Source organism: Sporosarcina luteola (genome assembly GCF_023715585.1).
In the GTDB taxonomy this organism is placed as follows: Bacteria; Bacillota; Bacilli; order Bacillales_A; family Planococcaceae; genus Sporosarcina; species Sporosarcina luteola_D.
In genome coordinates, this window is record NZ_JAMBOK010000001.1 from 1452612 (window position 1) to 1468891 (window position 16280).

General features: G+C 46.3%; 13 protein-coding genes. 4 read left to right on the forward strand and 9 right to left on the reverse strand.

What is annotated here, in order from left to right; translation table 11 throughout:
- Window positions 1-315: 315 nt before the first annotated feature.
- From M3193_RS07340 to M3193_RS07365, 6 genes are all read right to left on the reverse strand, one after another.
- Window positions 316-1860 (reverse strand): 2-isopropylmalate synthase, encoded by a 1545-nt coding sequence (locus M3193_RS07340; RefSeq protein WP_251625618.1) that lies wholly within the window; start codon window positions 1858-1860, stop codon window positions 316-318.
- Complete coding sequence (gene ilvC, locus M3193_RS07345) at window positions 1847-2881, reverse strand: ketol-acid reductoisomerase (protein WP_251625620.1); 1035 nt, start codon at window positions 2879-2881, stop codon at window positions 1847-1849. Before ilvC ends, M3193_RS07340 begins: the two co-directional genes overlap by 14 nt.
- Window positions 2882-3146: 265 nt before the next feature.
- Window positions 3147-3662, reverse strand: coding sequence for an acetolactate synthase small subunit (ilvN, locus tag M3193_RS07350; protein WP_251625622.1), 516 nt, complete (start codon window positions 3660-3662; stop codon window positions 3147-3149).
- On the reverse strand, window positions 3659-5386 hold the full coding sequence (gene ilvB / locus M3193_RS07355; RefSeq protein ID WP_251627246.1) for an acetolactate synthase large subunit: 1728 nt from the start codon (window positions 5384-5386) through the stop codon (window positions 3659-3661). Before ilvB ends, ilvN begins: the two co-directional genes overlap by 4 nt.
- A 375-nt stretch (window positions 5387-5761) precedes the next feature.
- Window positions 5762-7429, reverse strand: coding sequence for a dihydroxy-acid dehydratase (gene ilvD / locus M3193_RS07360; RefSeq protein ID WP_251625624.1), 1668 nt, complete (start codon window positions 7427-7429; stop codon window positions 5762-5764).
- 476 nt (window positions 7430-7905) lie between these two features.
- On the reverse strand, window positions 7906-8445 hold the full coding sequence (locus M3193_RS07365; RefSeq protein WP_251625626.1) for an IseA DL-endopeptidase inhibitor family protein: 540 nt from the start codon (window positions 8443-8445) through the stop codon (window positions 7906-7908).
- A gap of 365 nt (window positions 8446-8810) precedes the next feature.
- On the opposite strand from M3193_RS07365, the gene M3193_RS07370 reads away from it, so the two are divergent.
- Window positions 8811-8987 (forward strand): sporulation histidine kinase inhibitor Sda, encoded by a 177-nt coding sequence (locus M3193_RS07370; RefSeq protein WP_285851853.1) that lies wholly within the window; start codon window positions 8811-8813, stop codon window positions 8985-8987.
- Window positions 8988-9189: 202 nt separating this feature from the next.
- Window positions 9190-9684: a VanZ family protein gene (locus M3193_RS07375; RefSeq protein WP_251625630.1), complete on the forward strand. Its 495-nt coding sequence runs from the start codon at window positions 9190-9192 to the stop codon at window positions 9682-9684.
- A 48-nt stretch (window positions 9685-9732) separates the two neighbouring features.
- Here the strand turns inward: M3193_RS07375 and M3193_RS07380 are convergent, their stop codons facing one another.
- Complete coding sequence (locus tag M3193_RS07380; protein WP_251625632.1) at window positions 9733-11229, reverse strand: class I adenylate-forming enzyme family protein; 1497 nt, start codon at window positions 11227-11229, stop codon at window positions 9733-9735.
- Window positions 11230-11404: 175 nt separating this feature from the next.
- Here M3193_RS07380 and M3193_RS07385 point away from each other — a divergent pair, with 175 nt between their 5' ends.
- Both M3193_RS07385 and M3193_RS07390 read left to right on the forward strand, forming a co-directional pair.
- Window positions 11405-12337, forward strand: coding sequence for an LCP family glycopolymer transferase (locus M3193_RS07385; RefSeq protein WP_435372018.1), 933 nt, complete (start codon window positions 11405-11407; stop codon window positions 12335-12337).
- Window positions 12338-12421: 84 nt separating this feature from the next.
- Window positions 12422-13654 carry a cytochrome P450 gene (locus M3193_RS07390; RefSeq protein WP_251625636.1) on the forward strand — a complete coding sequence of 411 codons (1233 nt, stop codon included), beginning with the start codon at window positions 12422-12424 and terminating at the stop codon, window positions 13652-13654.
- Between the two features lie 206 nt (window positions 13655-13860).
- On the opposite strand, the gene M3193_RS07395 is transcribed toward M3193_RS07390, so the two are convergent.
- Window positions 13861-14451 carry a hypothetical protein gene (locus tag M3193_RS07395; RefSeq protein WP_251625639.1) on the reverse strand — a complete coding sequence of 197 codons (591 nt, stop codon included), beginning with the start codon at window positions 14449-14451 and terminating at the stop codon, window positions 13861-13863.
- Between the two features lie 149 nt (window positions 14452-14600).
- A complete protein-coding gene (locus M3193_RS07400) occupies window positions 14601-16013 on the reverse strand; it encodes a vWA domain-containing protein (protein WP_251625641.1) in 1413 nt (470 codons plus the stop codon).
- Window positions 16014-16280: the final 267 nt, after the last annotated feature.

Below are 16280 nucleotides of genomic sequence, written 5' to 3' on the forward strand. Positions count from 1 at the left end.
GTATTTCTGCGGTTTTTGCAGAAATTAGGGCAGCTACTTCCACATCCTGCTCCCTTAGGGTCGCAAAAGCCGTTCTTCGTGACGGCTTTCGTTGCGGGGTCTTCTGCTGACGCTTTTCCCACTGGAGTCGCCGCCTTCCGCTCCAATCCTAATAAAATCCATCTACCATATTACATATATATACGAAAAACGCATAAATTCGTTTATTCACGCATAACTCAAGAGATTCGCGCATAAATCATTAAATCTACGCATAATTTGCTACACTCACGCATAAACCGCTAAATTCACGCATAAATCAATTTAACTTCCCTGTTACTGACTAACTGTTTCCATCACTTTGACTTGTTCCTTCACTAACTTTCTATTGATAGCGTTCAAGTAGGCTTTGGCGGATGCTTCGAGGACGTCTTGTGAAATGTCGCGGCCAGTGAACGTTTCTCCGTTGAAGCGCAAGTTGACGACTGCTTCTCCTAGTGCATCGCGTCCTTTTCCGATTGATGTGACGCGGTAATCCAGGATATTGACCTGCCCTTTGACGAGGAGTTCGAGTGCATTGAAGATCGCTTCGACTGAACCTGCGCCTGTTGTGGCAACAACAACGTTCTCCCCTGAAGGGACATTCGCTGCGATTGTTGCCGTTGGAACATTGGACGTGCCGTATTGTACTTGCACATTCGTCAATTCATAAATCTCAGCATCTGCATACTCGATCTGTTTGCCTGTGAAGAGGACGAATAGATCGTCTTCCGTAATTTCCTTCTTGCGGTCTGCGAGCTTCTTGAACTCGACAAACGCTTCATTTAATTGCGCATCGCTTAGCTCGAAGCCCATCGTAACGGCACGGTCCTTGAATGCATGTCGGCCGGAATGCTTGCCGAGCGCCAGCGGAGCTGTCTTATCACCGATCAGTTCAGGTGTGATGATTTCATATGTCTCCCGATTTTTCAGCATGCCGTCCTGATGGATGCCCGATTCATGCGCGAATGCATTCTTCCCGACGACCGCCTTGTTCGGTTGGATGACGACGCCCGTCAACTGGCTGACCAATTGACTTGTTCGCTTAATTTCCTGTAAATTGATGCCCGTTTCAAAACCGTAGATGTCTTTTCGAACATGTAGGGCGACTGCGATTTCTTCGAGCGCTGCATTTCCAGCCCGTTCACCGATCCCGTTAATCGTGCCTTCGACTTGATCGGCACCATTTTCAATCGCTGCGATGGAGTTGGCGACTGCCATTCCTAAGTCGTTATGGCAATGCGCAGATAACTTCACACGCTCGATGCCCGTCACGTTCTCCTTCAAGAATTTGAATAAAGCGCCGTATTCCTGAGGCGTTGCATAGCCGACCGTGTCAGGGATATTAATTGTCGTCGCACCAGCTTTAATCACTTGGTTGATGATGCGGACGAGGAATGCAGGGTCGGAACGGAATGCGTCTTCTGCTGACCATTGAACGAGAGGAAAGAATTTTTTGGCGTATTTTACCGCTTCAACTGCAATGTCCACGACTTGGTCAGGCGTCTTCATCAATTTATGTTCCATATGAATCGGTGAAGTGGCCAAAAATACGTGGAGATGTGGCTGCTGTCCGCCTTTCAGCGCTTCCCATGATGTATCGATATCCCTTTTCATTGCACGTGCAAGTCCTGTGACAGTCGAGTTCTTCACTGTATTTGCAATTCGCTGCACTGCTTCGAAATCACCAGGTGAGGAAGCAGGGAACCCTGCTTCGATCACCGTAGCGCCAAAACGTTCCAGTTGGCGGGCAATTTCCATCTTTTCAGCCGTGTTCAGATTGATGCCGGCCGATTGTTCACCATCACGAAGTGTCGTGTCAAAGATGTCAATTTTTCGCACTACCCACCACTTCCTTCTGTTTTGTTTTCTTACCTTCATTTACAAACGGCATCATTGCACGAAGCTTTTCGCCAACGACTTCGATTTCGTGCTTAGCTTCCGATTCCTTGTACGCATTGTAGTCCGGGCGGTTGTTTTCGTTTTCTGCAATCCAGCCTTCCGCGAACTTGCCTTCTTGGATTTCCGTTAGGATGTCTTTCATGCGTGCTTTCGTATCCGCATCCACGACACGCGGTCCTGATACGTAATCGCCCCATTCAGCTGTGTCGGAAATTGAATAGCGCATTCCGGACATACCGCCTTCGTACATGAGGTCGACGATCAGTTTTAATTCATGCATCGTTTCGAAATAAGCGAGTTCTGGCTGATAACCAGCTTCCACCAATGTTTCGAAGCCAGCTTTGACGAGGGAAGTCAATCCGCCGCAAAGTACTGCCTGCTCACCGAATAGATCCGTTTCTGTCTCTTCCTTGAATGTAGTTTCAAGTACGCCTGCACGAGCGCCGCCGATTCCTTTTGCGTAAGCAAGAGCAACATCTTTCGCTTGGCCGGAAACGTCTTGGTATACCGCGAATAGTGCCGGTACCCCTGCGCCAGCTTCATACGTTCTGCGTACGAGGTGACCTGGTCCTTTTGGTGCAACGAGGAATACGTCTACGTCCGCTGGAGGTACAATTTGACCGAAGTGTACGTTGAATCCATGTGCGAATACGAGTGATTTGCCCGCTTTCAATGCCGGTTGGATTTCTTCGTCATACACTTTCTTTTGTCTTTCATCCGGAAGAAGGATCATGATGACGTCCGCTTCTTGAGCCGCTTCGCTTACAGATTTCACATCAAGGCCATCTTCTTTCGCTTGGTCGAAAGATTTCCCTGGGCGTACGCCGACGACTACATTGAATCCCGAGTCTTTCAAGTTTTGTGCGTGTGCGTGGCCTTGTGAGCCGTAACCTACGACCGCGATTGTTTTTCCTTGTAGAAGTCCTTCATTGATATCCTGGTTGTAATACATTTTAGCCATTGTTAGTTCCTCCTCGAATTTTAGGTTTTATTATTTATATTTATATTGTCGATTTCCGCTGCAGGCGGACGCTTTCCGCGGGCACGGCTTCAGCCAATCGAACAACGTAGAGTTCGATTTGCCGTATTTCTGCGCATTTTGCAGAAATTAAGGCAGCCTGCTCGCAACGCTATGCTTTTGCTCGCAAAAGCCGTTCTTCGTGACGGCTTTCACTGGAGTCGCCGCCTTTCGCTACAATCAACAAGCTTTACAAGATTGAAATCATTTATTTTAAAATGGATAACTGTGGTGAATTGACCTTTTGGATTTCACGGGTGAATGCCGTTGCTCCGGTTCTTGACAATTCTTTGATGCCATAAGGTTTCACGAGATCGATGAATGCCTCGATCTTCTCGGGGGCGCCGGTTACTTGGTACGTGACGACGTTTTTCCCGGAGTCGATGACCGTTGCACGGAACGGCTCGATGATGCTGTTTATTTCACTGCGCGCATGCGGCGGAGAGACGACTTTCACGAGCGCCAGTTCCCGCATGACGATTGCTTTGTCAGTGATGTCATTCACTTTGATGACGTCAATCTGCTTTTGGAGCTGCTTAAGCAGCTGTTCAATTTTCCGTTCATCCTCAACATTGACGATGAAAGTCATTTTCGACATGCCCGTCTGTTCGGAATGCCCGACTGTGATGCTCTCGATGTTGAATTGCCTTTTCATGAGCAATCCAGTCACCCGGTTCAATACGCCGCTTTGATTGATGACCGTCACTGTAATGACTCTTTTCATTTGCTCTTCACCCCGATCATTTCCTGTAGTCCTTTGCCTGGGGCAACCATTGGATAGACGTTTTCCAGCATTTTCACCCGGCAATCAATGAGTACGGGTTCATCCGACAGAAGAGCTTCCCGGAAAATTTGTTCAGCGTCTTCTTTTTTCGTGATGCGATACCCTTTCAAGTCATACGCTTCCGCAAGCTTGACGAAATCCGGCTGAACGGGAATCAATGACTGTGAGTAGCGTTCATCGTAGAACGTCTCCTGCCATTGGCGCACCATTCCAAGAGCTCCGTTGTTCAAGATGACGACTTTTACCGGAATCCTTAACTCTTGTAAAAGGGACAGCTCCTGGGCCGTCATTTGGAAACCGCCATCGCCGACGATCGCGACTACCCTTTCATCCGGCTTCGCGATTTGCGCCCCGATTGCAGCGGGGAACCCGAAGCCCATCGTTCCGAGCCCTCCCGACGTGACCCAGAAATCGGGATTGTTCAATGAATAATATTGGGCCGCCCACATCTGATGCTGTCCGACGTCCGTTGTGACGATTGCATCCCCCTCGGTAATGCGGTGAATCATCTGGATTGCTTCCTGCGGCAGGAATTCGTGCTCGTCGACGTTGTACCATAACGGCGCTTCTTCCTGCATACATCTCAAGTATGCGAGCCAATCTTCGGTGTCCGGTGCATTGAATTCCTGATTGAGCAATGCTTGCAATGCTTCCTTCGAGTCAGCCACGATCGGGATTTCTGTCGGAACGTTCTTCCCGATTTCCGCAGGGTCGATGTCAATATGAATGATTTTTGCATGCGGTGCGAAAGTTTGCAGATTTCCCGTCAGCCTGTCGTCAAATCGTGCACCAACGTTGATTAATAAGTCGCACTCGCTAATTGCCATGTTCGCCGTGTATGTCCCGTGCATGCCTGCCATTCCTAGGAACAGTTCATGGTTGCCGGCGATGCTTCCTAGTCCGAGCAATGTGTTCGTGACCGGAATCCGTTTTGTTTCTACCATTGTTTTCAGTTCATCCATCGCTTGCCCGTGCAATACGCCCGCGCCGGCCAGGATGAGCGGCTTCCGTGCAAAGCGGATCGCTTCCGCCGCCTTCTGTATTTGCAAGTAATTCGGAGTGGTTGTCGGCTGGTAGCCCGGCAGATTCACCTCAGCAGTGCGTTCCTCCTCCGTGACGAAGATTTCCGTAGCCACGTTTTTCGGAATATCAACGACAACCGGACCGCGTCTACCTGTTGAAGCGATATGGAATGCTTCTTTGATGATCCTCGGAAGATCCGCAACGTCTCGCACCTGATAGTTATGCTTTGTGATCGGCTGCGTAATTCCGATGATATCCGCCTCTTGGAATGCATCCGTCCCGATGACGGTGCTTGCCACCTGCCCCGTGAAAACGACGAGCGGCAATGAATCCATCATTGCGTCTGTAATCCCCGTTACCAGATTCGTCGCGCCCGGACCAGATGTCGCAATGACAACGCCCGGCTTGCCGGATACTCGCGCATAGCCTTCCGCTGCATGGATGGCTCCCTGTTCATGACGGGCAAGCACATGGGGAATCGGATCCTTGTATAATGCGTCATAAATTGGTAGGACAGCACCTCCAGGGTAACCGAAAATGACTTCGACACCTTGGTCTTTCAACCCTTGAATCAAGACCGCAGAACCATCCATCGGTTGATTATTCTGTTTTTCGTCTTGAGATTTCGGTGTCATTTCCATAACTGCCTGCTTCGTTTGAACTTCCGCACTCATATACGAACTCCTCCTTACTTTTCTATTGGTTAATTTTTATTAAAAAAGAAAAGCCTTTTCTCCCCACACAAAGAAACCTCGTTCTTCGTATAAGGGATGAAAAAGCTTTTCATGGTACCACCCTTGTTCGCGACATCTGCCGCCTCGTGAACGGACGTTATAGAACGACCATTCGCTGATAACGAGCCCGTCGTCTTGCACGAGCCCGGGATTGCCTACTCGGTTTCCCTTTCAGCAGTCCACTCCGGGGTGATATCGCGAATAGTTGCATTGCCGGCTTCCAGCACGACCGGCTCTCTGTGAATGCAAGGGTCTATTCCCTTTTGCCCCATCATCGAATTGTTATATTTTCATTACTCCGCCTGTACTAGCAGACGTGACAAGTTTTGAATATCTGGCTAAATAGCCTTTCTTGATTTTCGGTTCGAATGGCTGCAGCTTCGATCTACGCGCCGCCAATATTTCGTCTGACACTTGAAGCTCGATCGTCCTGTTTGTCAAATCAATGTCGATAATATCTCCATCTTCGACTAATGCAATCGGACCGCCTTCAGCTGCTTCCGGTGAAATGTGGCCGATCGAAATGCCTCGGGATGCTCCGGAGAACCGGCCATCAGTAATGAGCGCCACTTTTGTTCCTAGGCCTCTACCTTGAATGGCTGAGGTTGGCGCAAGCATTTCCGGCATTCCCGGACCGCCTTTTGGTCCTTCGTAGCGGATGACGACAACATGGCCTTCACGGACCGTGCCGTTATCGATGTTCTCCTGCGCAGCTTCCTGGGATTCGAAGACGATCGCTTCACCGGTGAACTGCTTGATGGAGGGATCGACCGCCCCGACTTTGATGACTCCTCCATCCGGGGCGATGTTGCCGAACAGGACGGACAAGCCGCCTACCGGGCTGTACGGATTATCTTTCGTCCGGATCACTTGGTCGTTTGTTATTTGATAGTCCTGGACATCTTCCCTCATCGTTTTCCCTGTGATGGTGATGCGATCCGGGTGGATGGCTCCAGGTATTTTTGTAAGTTCATTGATGATGGCACTGACGCCGCCTGCTTTGAAGATGTCATCCATCGAGATATCGGACGCCGGCATGATTTTCGCTAAATACGGAACCCGTTCGGCAACTGTGTTAATATCCTGGACGCTATATTCGATTTCCGCTTCGTGTGCAATCGCCAATGTATGTAGAACCGTATTGGTCGATCCGCCCATCGCCATATCGAGTGCAAATGCATCATCGATAGCTTCCTTCGTAATGATGTCACGCGGTTTGACATCCTCTTTCACCATTCGGATCAAGTTCTTAGCCGCTTCCTTGATCAGCCTGTGGCGTTCATCGGATGTTGCGACGATTGTTCCATTGCCCGGCAACGCCATTCCTAGCATTTCCATCAGACAGTTCATAGAGTTCGCTGTGAACATTCCTGAGCAAGAGCCGCATGTCGGACATGCATTGTTCTCGATGTCGAGGAGCTCTTCCGCCGTCATCTTGCCAGATTTGTAAGCACCGACCCCTTCGAATACAGATGTAAGGGATAGCGGTGAACCTGATGATGAGACACCCGCTTCCATCGGTCCGCCAGATACGAAGACGGAAGGGACATTCGTCCGGACCGCCGCCATGAGCATGCCTGGCGTGATCTTGTCACAGTTCGGAATGTAGAACACTCCGTCGAACCAGTGTGCATTGATGACCGTTTCAGCAGAGTCCGCAATCAGTTCGCGGCTAGGAAGCGAGTAACGCATTCCAATATGCCCCATCGCGATTCCATCATCAACACCAATCGTATTGAACTCGAATGGAACCCCGCCTGCTTCCCAAATTGCCTCTTTTACAATTTCAGCAAATTTATTTAAATGTTTGTGACCTGGAATAATATCAATATATGAATTACATACACCGATGAAAGGTTTCTCCAAATCTTTCGTTTTCACACCCGTTGCGTAAAGGAGACTCCTATGAGGCGCACGGTCAATCCCTTTTTTAATCATGTCACTTCTCATTGCTATCTCTCCTAATCAAATCTTCCAAGAACATTCCAACTAAATGAATTGCGTGAAATGAATCACATATCCAAATAGATTGTTGCTATCATATATCGTATTTTTACCTACGTCAACCGTCTTTTTATAATTATTGTTCAATTAAGAATTATAGTTTATATTGTATCCGCTTACATTCGCGATATATTGCATATCGTGAGAAATATGACAACTTGAAAATATTTTTATTTCATTGTTGTTGGTCGTGAGTAATGAGTGGAAGTTTGGCAAGTGGAAGGAATTGGTTCAGCAAGGCGGAGACTTTCAGTAAGATTTTGGAGGGAAATTTGAAAACGCTTTTGCTCGTTGGCAAAAGCGTTGATGGAGTCCTTGTTTAAATAAATGAGCCCTTGTGAGGTTAATTGAACCCTTGATCAAATAAATGAGCCCTTGTGAGATTAATTGAGCCCTTAATCAATTAAAAGAGGCCTTCCCCTCTATTCATTGAATTTGTCGATCCGCCAGCCTGATTTCTTCACGTATTTGTAGCTTACGATGATCGTCTCGGCAGTTCGGGTGTCGCCGATGGGGATGGTGAGTTCGAAAGTTTTCCTGCCTCTTTTCGATTTCAACTCTCTTGCTGTCGCAATCTCCCATTGGAGCAGCGAGCCCGGTGCCTCTTCAAGGACAGGCGAGGCTAACTTCCCTTTATGCTTCAGGATGCCATTCTCTTTCATGAATCGCTTCGCTTTTTTCTTCGTCACGAATTTGTGCAGTTCGGCTTTCATTTTCTTCTTGGAGTCCAAGTTGGCCGCCAAATAGCGGTATTCCAATCCTTTATGGGCGAATGTCTTGTACTCGCCTTCCTTATACATTCCGCCGGCCTGGATGATTCCGGCCGTTCCGGTCCATGCTGTTGCAAGTTCTACGGCTCCCTTAGGCGCAAGGTCGACATGGCCATTGCGTTTCCCGCTGCAAGCCGCTGTCGTGAGCAATAGTAAAATGACCGCAATTATAATCATTGTCCTCTTTATCAACGTGCAACCCCCTGACTAGCTGATACTTAAACGTATGAACTAGTAGGTGGCCGCATACACCAGGATGCTGATTTCTAGTAGAGGAATCCAGTCGAAAGTCCAATAATAATTCTTGTGAAATTCATCTTTCCATAAAATCTTTCGACAAATTTCGCATTTTTTCCTTCTGTGGATAACCTTGTCCACTTCATCCACCAGGCAACCATTGACTTATGCGGCTTACAAACAAGTTAACCACAACTTATCCACGTTCGGCTGTGGATATTGGAACGATTGTTCTCACAATTGAACTTTGGTAAAGTAAGAACAGCCAAACTTCAAGATATGCAACCGGAAACGAATTGATGACAAGGAGGAGAGACAAATTGTTAAGTATACCGGATGATTTTCTAATGGATTCGTATAAAAAAGCGGTCGCCCTGAACCTTTGCCCCCAATTCATCAAGCTTTTGGAGAATGAAATCAGAAGACGTTCCATGCATTCACCGAAGTACGGAAAAAAATCCGCTTATCATGAAAATGAGAGCCCATCCATTCATTGACGGACAAGCTCTCATTCCCTTCTATTTTACTTTCACGTCCAGGTAGATCCAACTCAATTGGACCGATTTACTTCCAAGTTAAAGCCAATCCATTTCCTTCGTCAAGTTGACCGTGAACCTCTTCATCGACTCTACACTTTCCAATTTAGGGAATCAATTCCCATGAATATCGCGAAAAAAACAGGTATGGTACAATTCACATATGAAAAAATTAATTGTGTTTTTACTAATTGTCGGAGTCCTATTTATATCTTCTTCACAGACATATGAAGAGCAATCATTGATTTCCACTCTCGAGAAATGGCTTCCCAACCAGCCAATGTACTTCTTGCTTGAGAAGATTGAAGTGCCTTATTGGGGCAGGACTATATCAATAGAGGAAAGGGGGTACTATTACTTTGTAGAGTTCCTGCTAAGAAAAAGCGCACATTTCCTTATTTTCGGTTGTCTAGCAGTAGTCATATACTTCCTGTTTTCAAATAAAATCAGATCAATCTACAGATTCTCCTTTTCCCTCTTACTTACAGGAGTTGTTGCAGCATTAGATGAATACCACCAATCCTTGACGGGTGGAAGGACTTCAACTATATACGATATTGCTCTCGACATTTCCGGGGCGTTCATCTTTCTGCTACTTGTGCAAGTAACTCTTCTCGTGAAAACCAAATTTTCCAGAAGTAAGCCCCACCGCATTTAAAGTAAGCCAGCCCCTGTCTTCAACAATCATGAAGACAGGGGCTTTGGTTTACAAAGTGGTATTTTCCTGTGACCTTAATGTATGTTTCAGTACTTTTCCCGAGGCATTCCTCGGAAGTTCATCCAGGAATTCGATTTCCACGGGTATTTTATATTTCGCGAGATTGCTTGAGCAATGGCTGATTACGTCGGCTTCGGTAAGGATCGCCCCTTCTTTCGCGACTACATATGCTTTCGGCACTTCTCCTAATACTTCGTGTGGAACGCCGACGACTGCCGCTTCAAACAGGCCCGGAATTTGATAAAGCACTTCTTCCACTTCAACCGGATAGACGTTTTCCCCTCCGCGGATGATCATGTCTTTCTTCCGGTCGACGATATAGAGCAGACCGTCTTCATCCATTCGGCCAAGGTCGCCTGTATAGAGCCAGCCGTTTTTGATTGCCCGTCTTGTCTCCTCTTCATCCTTCAAATAGCCTTTCATCACTTGCGGGCCGCGCATGACGATTTCACCGACTTGCCCGGTCGGCAGCGGTTCCCCGAATTCATCGACGACCCGGACTTCGGTCTGCGGCAACGCTTCTCCGACCGAACCGATTTTATCGAGGGCAAGATGATCTTTCAGTGTGGAGGCGGCCGGCGAGTTTTCCGTCTGTCCGTACAGATTTTGCACTTTCACATTTGGGAATGCCTCTTTCAGCTTCTTCAATATTTCATAGGGCATCGGCGCGGCTCCGTAACCGAACAAGCGAAGGGATGACAGCTCCAGTTTTTTTATTTCCGGCAGGTTCAAGATAATGGTGTACATGGCCGGTACGCCGAAAAACATTGTCGGTGCTGTTTTTTGCAATAAATCCAGCGTGCCCTTTGGAGAAAACGCCTCCTCGATGATGACCGTCCCGCCTTTATATGTGACAGGAATCATGAAAACATGGCAGGCGGCGCAATGGAATAACGGGGTGGAAATGAGCATCCTGTCTGCATCTGTGATTGACATCGCCTCCGACCAGATTTCCGCGGTCGATAGGAGATTCTGATGGGTCAGCATGACCCCTTTCGGCTTGCCTGTCGTTCCGGATGTATACATGACGACCGCCGTGTCTTCCCCTTTGAACTCCACAGGCTGGAATACATCCGCTCCACTTGCAGACAAGTCCTCCATATTTTCTTGAATCAACAATTTTTCTTTGAATGGATGCTTCGACTGTTGGACGATGTCTTCCAGTCTTTCATCATAAATTAATGCTTTCGCGTCCGAATGGTTGAAGATGTACTCCACTTCAGGCGGCGCCAATTTCGTATTGACCGGCATGACGGTCAAACCGCCCAATTGAATGCCGAAATAATAGACGAGGAAGAGATCAGAGTTCAACGAATAAAGGGCGATGATATCTCCTTTTTCATACCCTTCAGCTTGGAAATGCCCCGCCACCTTCATTGCTTTTTGATAAAACTCGCCATAGGTCCATTCCCTACCGTTGTATGAAGTGAATACTTTGTCCGGCCGATGTTTTGCATACTCTCCGAGCACTTCTATCATGAACATGGATACTCTCCCCTTCGCCTTGCGTTCTCAATCTATATTCTAGCAACCGATATTTCAGATTACAAGTTAAAATAATAAATATTCAGATAAATGAGCGTGTGTCTACTTCAATTATTTTCCGCGTAAACTGTTATAAGCATCATTATTTGATCTGAAAGACTGATGGGAGAGAAGAATGTTGGATGATAGGAAAAAAACGTATAGGAAACTGTTACTATGGACGGGAAGTTTAGTTTGCCTCCTATTGGTCAGCGTCATTTTCTACGTGCTGTTTTTTTTGAGTGAACTTACGGAAACGGCGAAAGAAATACATGAGCCGATGGTGCGCGTCTTCTCTGAAAAAAGGGATGACCCGATCACGTTTAAAGAGAAAGATCCCTTTTCCGTTCTTATTTTAGGTGTTGATGAACGGGAGGGTGATAAAGGTCGTTCCGATACGATGATTGTCCTGACAGTCAATTCGGAGCTTGAATCGACGAAAATGGTGAGCATTCCGCGGGATACGTACAGCAAGATTGTCGGAATGGAATTTGACGATAAATTAAATCATGCCTATGCCTATGGCGGGATCGAAATGTCGCTCGCCTCAGTGGAACATTTTCTCGACATACCGATAGACTATATCATTCAAGTGAATATGGAAAGCTTCCAGGGGATCATTGATGCTATCGGTGGTGTTTCCATTACAAATACCCTTGATTTTACTGTGGATGAACATTCATTTCCGAAAGGTGAACTGACGTTGAATGGAAAAGAAGCACTCGCATTTGTCCGGATGCGTATGGATGACCCGCGCGGAGATTTCGGTAGGCAAGATCGGCAGAAGCAAGTCATTCAAGGGATTTTGCAAAAGGGCGCAAAGCTTTCAAGCTTGATGAAATACAAAAGCATTTTTGAAGCGATCGGCAATAATGTTCGGACAAATATGACATTCAACGAAATGGTGGAAGTGCAAAAAAATTACCGGAACGCCGCAAAGTCCGTTGAACAAATCAGCTTTGAAAAAGGAGAAGGGACACGGATGGACGGGGTCTGGTATTATATGATGGATTCTGAAGAGCTAGAGGAAGTGAAGGCGGAATTGAAAGCACATTTGGGAATGGAATAGTTTACAATCCGCTTTCTCCTGTTAAATGATTCTCAAACAGGGAATATTCACAGTAGCACACTGTGAATAGGAGTTGGAAAACGAATGCAAATACCGGTGGATAAAGGTCTTGATCATACTTTTGATTTATTGACGGAAGGTTATCATTTCATGAAGAATCGGTTTGACGAACTTGGAACCGATATTTTTGAGACGCGGTTGATGGGTAAAAAGATGATATGTATGAAAGGCGCAGAGGCAGTAAAGCTTTTCTATGATACTTCCCGTTTCCAACGGTCAGGAGCTGTTCCGAAGCGTATTCAAAAGTCTCTTTTTGGAGAAGGCGGTGTGCAGACGCTTGATGGGACTGCTCACGAAGTCCGGAAGCTGATGTTTTTATCACTGATGACAGAGGCTGGGATCAGAAGAGTTCACCAATTGACATTGGAACAATGGAGGTTACAGGCAAAGAAATGGAGGAGCGGCCAGGAGGTCATTTTATTCGATCAGGCTGAGGAAGTTTTATGCCGGGTTGCGTGTTTATGGGCAGGTGTGCCGCTGAAAGAATCGGAAGTGTCACAACGGGCGTATGATTTAGGAGCGCTAATCGATGCATTTGGAGGAGTCGGGCCGAGATATCGCGAAGGACGTAAAGCTAGGGAACGGACTGAGGAATGGATCCGCGCCTTAATTGAGAAATACCGTTCGGGTGCTGTCGAAGGTGTCAATCATGCACTCGAGACTATCGCAACGCACCGCGATGAAAATGGACAGTTATTGGATGCACAAATTGCTGCAGTCGAATTGATCAGCGTCATTCGGCCAATTGTAGCAGTAGCCCGGTTCATTGTTTTCGGAGCACTCGCCCTTCATGACTTTCCACAACATCGCTTAGCATTGCGTGCCGATGATGAATTTTTGGAGGCGTTCTCTCAGGAAGTCCGCCGTTACTACCCGTTCACGCCATTCCTCGGCGCGATGGTCCGGCATGATTTTGAATGGAGAGGTTATCAATTCAGCAAAGGTGATACGGTTCTCGTTGACATATATGGCACGAATCACGATCCGAAGAGTTGGAATGGTCCAGAACAGTTCAATCCTAAACGTTTTCTGGAAGAGACAATTACGCCCTATAATTTTGTGCCACAAGGCGGCGGAGTTCCTGCGCGGGGACACCGCTGTCCAGGGGAAGATGTAACCGTCGCGATTATAAAGGCAAGTCTTTCCTTCCTTGTGAATGAACTTGACTATACAGTCGTCCAGGACCAGGATTTGTCGATTAACATGACACGCATGCCCACCTTGCCGACAAGTCGGATGGTCATCAAAATCACCTAATAATGTGGAGTTGTCAGAGTCCAATAAGTTGAAGTTATAATTAGTAGGTGACCGCCTGATAGTACGAAAAATATAAAAAGATGAAGGAGAATGTAATACTTTCCTTCATCTTTTGCTATCCACCAGTCTAAACGCCTCGTAAAAACTCCTATGATATCATTTTCCAGTAATTCCACGGGATATCATTTTTCTGAAATTTTTCTTCTTTAGTCACCCTTCAACTTCTCTATTCGATCTTCCGGTAGTGAAAATGGATTTGCTAAAAATATTGAAAATCCGCCTAACATATATAAAAAGACAGCGATCCCTACATTCGGATGCACTGATTGAAACCGTAAAACCGCCATGACCAGGATGCCAATAAGAACAATCCCCGCAAGCGCCGTAGGCCACATGACAAGCTGCTTTAGTTTACGCGGATTTACAAAGACTTCTCCAATTCTCTCCTTCAATAGATGTCCTAATAAGAAGAGTAGTACAGTGCCAATAAGAAGTGGCCAGAATACGACTGTTCCATAGCTTATTCTTACAAAAGGCAGTGTAGTATAAATCGAGAATCCGATAAGCATCCAATACGCTTGGATAGAATAGTAACGCTTTGTTTCGTATTTGTATCGATTCCACATCGTAAGGACACGGAAAACAAGTAAAGCCTCTACTCCAAGTGTAATTGCGAGCCAAAAGAAAAAACTGCCTTCCGGGAAGGAACTTGCTCCCACTAGTAAAAACAGATGCAAGGCAATCGTAAATCCGAGACGTTTCTCTGCTATCGGTTTGGTTACATTGTTTTGTGACATGATCCGTCAATCTCCTCTTTTTCACGATACTTACTCAAGCCTCTGCTATAACTTCCCGGTTGACTTTATATTGGATGTAAATACAATAGGCCGGCGTAGAAGAAGGATGGCTTCACCGCCGGTAATAGGTTCCTTCACATCAACCGTTCCTAGTCAGGAGTGTTTTGTAAATACTTTTCTTCAAGAGCTTGGATTGCTTCGCTGTATTGCATTTCATTCATATTCTCTAGATCAGCTTTTAGTTCATCGTATTGGGTTTGCACCCATCTATGATATTCTGTATTTTTCTCTACGAGATAATCATAGCTTTCAGACGACATGATTTTTTTCGTCTGATACAGATATTGTAAAGTGAAGCCCACTTGTTGTCGCTCATCTACAATTTTCGTGAATTGCTGACTATCAAAAACAAATATATCCAGATCCTTTTTTAATCGTTCATGGCTAAGACTTTGTGACTCGCGTTTTTTCCATTCAGCCCATTGCTTTGCAACTTCATTCGCCTGATCCAATTCTTTTTGGAGCGATGCAGCATCCTGAACATCTTGATACGTCCCTTCAACTGCCTTGGCAACTTCTTTCAATTGGCGTTGCCCATCATTATCGACATTGAAGCCGATGACATTGATGATTGGTGTGATATCGGAATCATATAGGGCTTTTGCGGCCGCAACAGGATCATCATCGCATGTCGATATGCCGTCACTGACGAGATAGACGATATTTGTGTTTTTTTCCCCATTAAAATTGGCTAAGTCCTTCTGCGCCTCCGTAATGGCAAGTTCAGTCGGCGTCCAACCTGCGGGCTTCACTTGATCGAGGGATTGTTTGAATGCATCTTTCTCATAAGGCTGTAAGGGATAGAGCAAGTCGCTGCTCGCGCAAGACATCGCCTTGTCCGCAGAACTACCAGTCCCTTTATGCCCGTAGACGCGTAGACCGACATTCGCTTCCTTCGGCAAGTTTCCGACGAACTTGACGATCGCCTTTTTCGCCGCTTCCATTTGCGTTTGCCCGCCAATTTTTTTCCCCATACTGCCTGAGCCGTCTAAAATGACGAGGACATTCATATTCTCCTTGAATTGCATCCGTGGGTTATCAATATCCGGGCTGCCGATCGATTGGAATTTCAATTTGGCTATCAGTTCATCAGGCCCTTTGAAATCTTGCTGGAAGACTGCTAATAAACCATTGTAATAATGATCCAATTCGTTTCCGGAACGTTCACCTGAAATGTCAGGTAAATGCGCCGTCAACTCATCGATTTTCTTCTGTCCGTTTTCATCAAGGATAGAAATAAACCCCGTATATCCGGCAGGCAACTCTTCAAGTTCCGCCAATGATTGAGGAAGCGGATCCGCAGCCACTTCCTCAACTGTGTTCTCCTTGGCTTCCTCATCTGCTGAATTTCCGTCGCCTTCTCCATCATCTGCGCTTGCCTCTGATGTTGTCGGCTCATCTGCTTCTACTTTTTCGTTTTCATTCTTCTGATCACTACATGCAGCTGCCAGTAATAGGAGCATAAGCATGAGGATGAATGTAACATATCTTTTACGATTCATAGCTTCTCCTCTCAAAATCCTTTGTATTACTCTTTGCCTCTAATATCTAATTCCTCTTTCACACTATAGAAACGAAACATCCTGCTCTCTATCATTTGATAGATTCCTATGTTCATTAGTAATATCATTATGTCGATTGTATGTCAAATTGGTGACAGACGCGTTCGAAACGTGCTGAATCATTGGTCTTTGGACAAGAAGGTAAAGGATAGGATTGAAGATGATAATAAAAGACCAAAGGAATGTTGATCCTTTGGTCTCGACTTT

Excerpts from the sequence above, each read along its gene's own strand:
- M3193_RS07400 (WP_251625641.1), bottom strand. The coding sequence starts at position 16,013 with ATGAATCGTAAAAGATATGTTACATTCATCCTCATGCTTATGCTCCTA.
- ilvC (WP_251625620.1), bottom strand. The coding sequence starts at position 2,881 with ATGGCTAAAATGTATTACAACCAGGATATCAATGAAGGACTTCTACAA.
- M3193_RS07395 (WP_251625639.1), bottom strand. The coding sequence starts at position 14,451 with ATGTCACAAAACAATGTAACCAAACCGATAGCAGAGAAACGTCTCGGA.
- ilvD (WP_251625624.1), bottom strand. The coding sequence starts at position 7,429 with ATGAGAAGTGACATGATTAAAAAAGGGATTGACCGTGCGCCTCATAGG.
- M3193_RS07380 (WP_251625632.1), bottom strand. The coding sequence starts at position 11,229 with ATGTTCATGATAGAAGTGCTCGGAGAGTATGCAAAACATCGGCCGGAC.
- M3193_RS07385 (WP_435372018.1), top strand. The coding sequence starts at position 11,405 with ATGTTGGATGATAGGAAAAAAACGTATAGGAAACTGTTACTATGGACG.
- M3193_RS07390 (WP_251625636.1), top strand. The coding sequence starts at position 12,422 with ATGCAAATACCGGTGGATAAAGGTCTTGATCATACTTTTGATTTATTG.
- ilvB (WP_251627246.1), bottom strand. The coding sequence starts at position 5,386 with ATGGAAATGACACCGAAATCTCAAGACGAAAAACAGAATAATCAACCG.
- ilvN (WP_251625622.1), bottom strand. The coding sequence starts at position 3,662 with ATGAAAAGAGTCATTACAGTGACGGTCATCAATCAAAGCGGCGTATTG.
- M3193_RS07375 (WP_251625630.1), top strand. The coding sequence starts at position 9,190 with ATGAAAAAATTAATTGTGTTTTTACTAATTGTCGGAGTCCTATTTATA.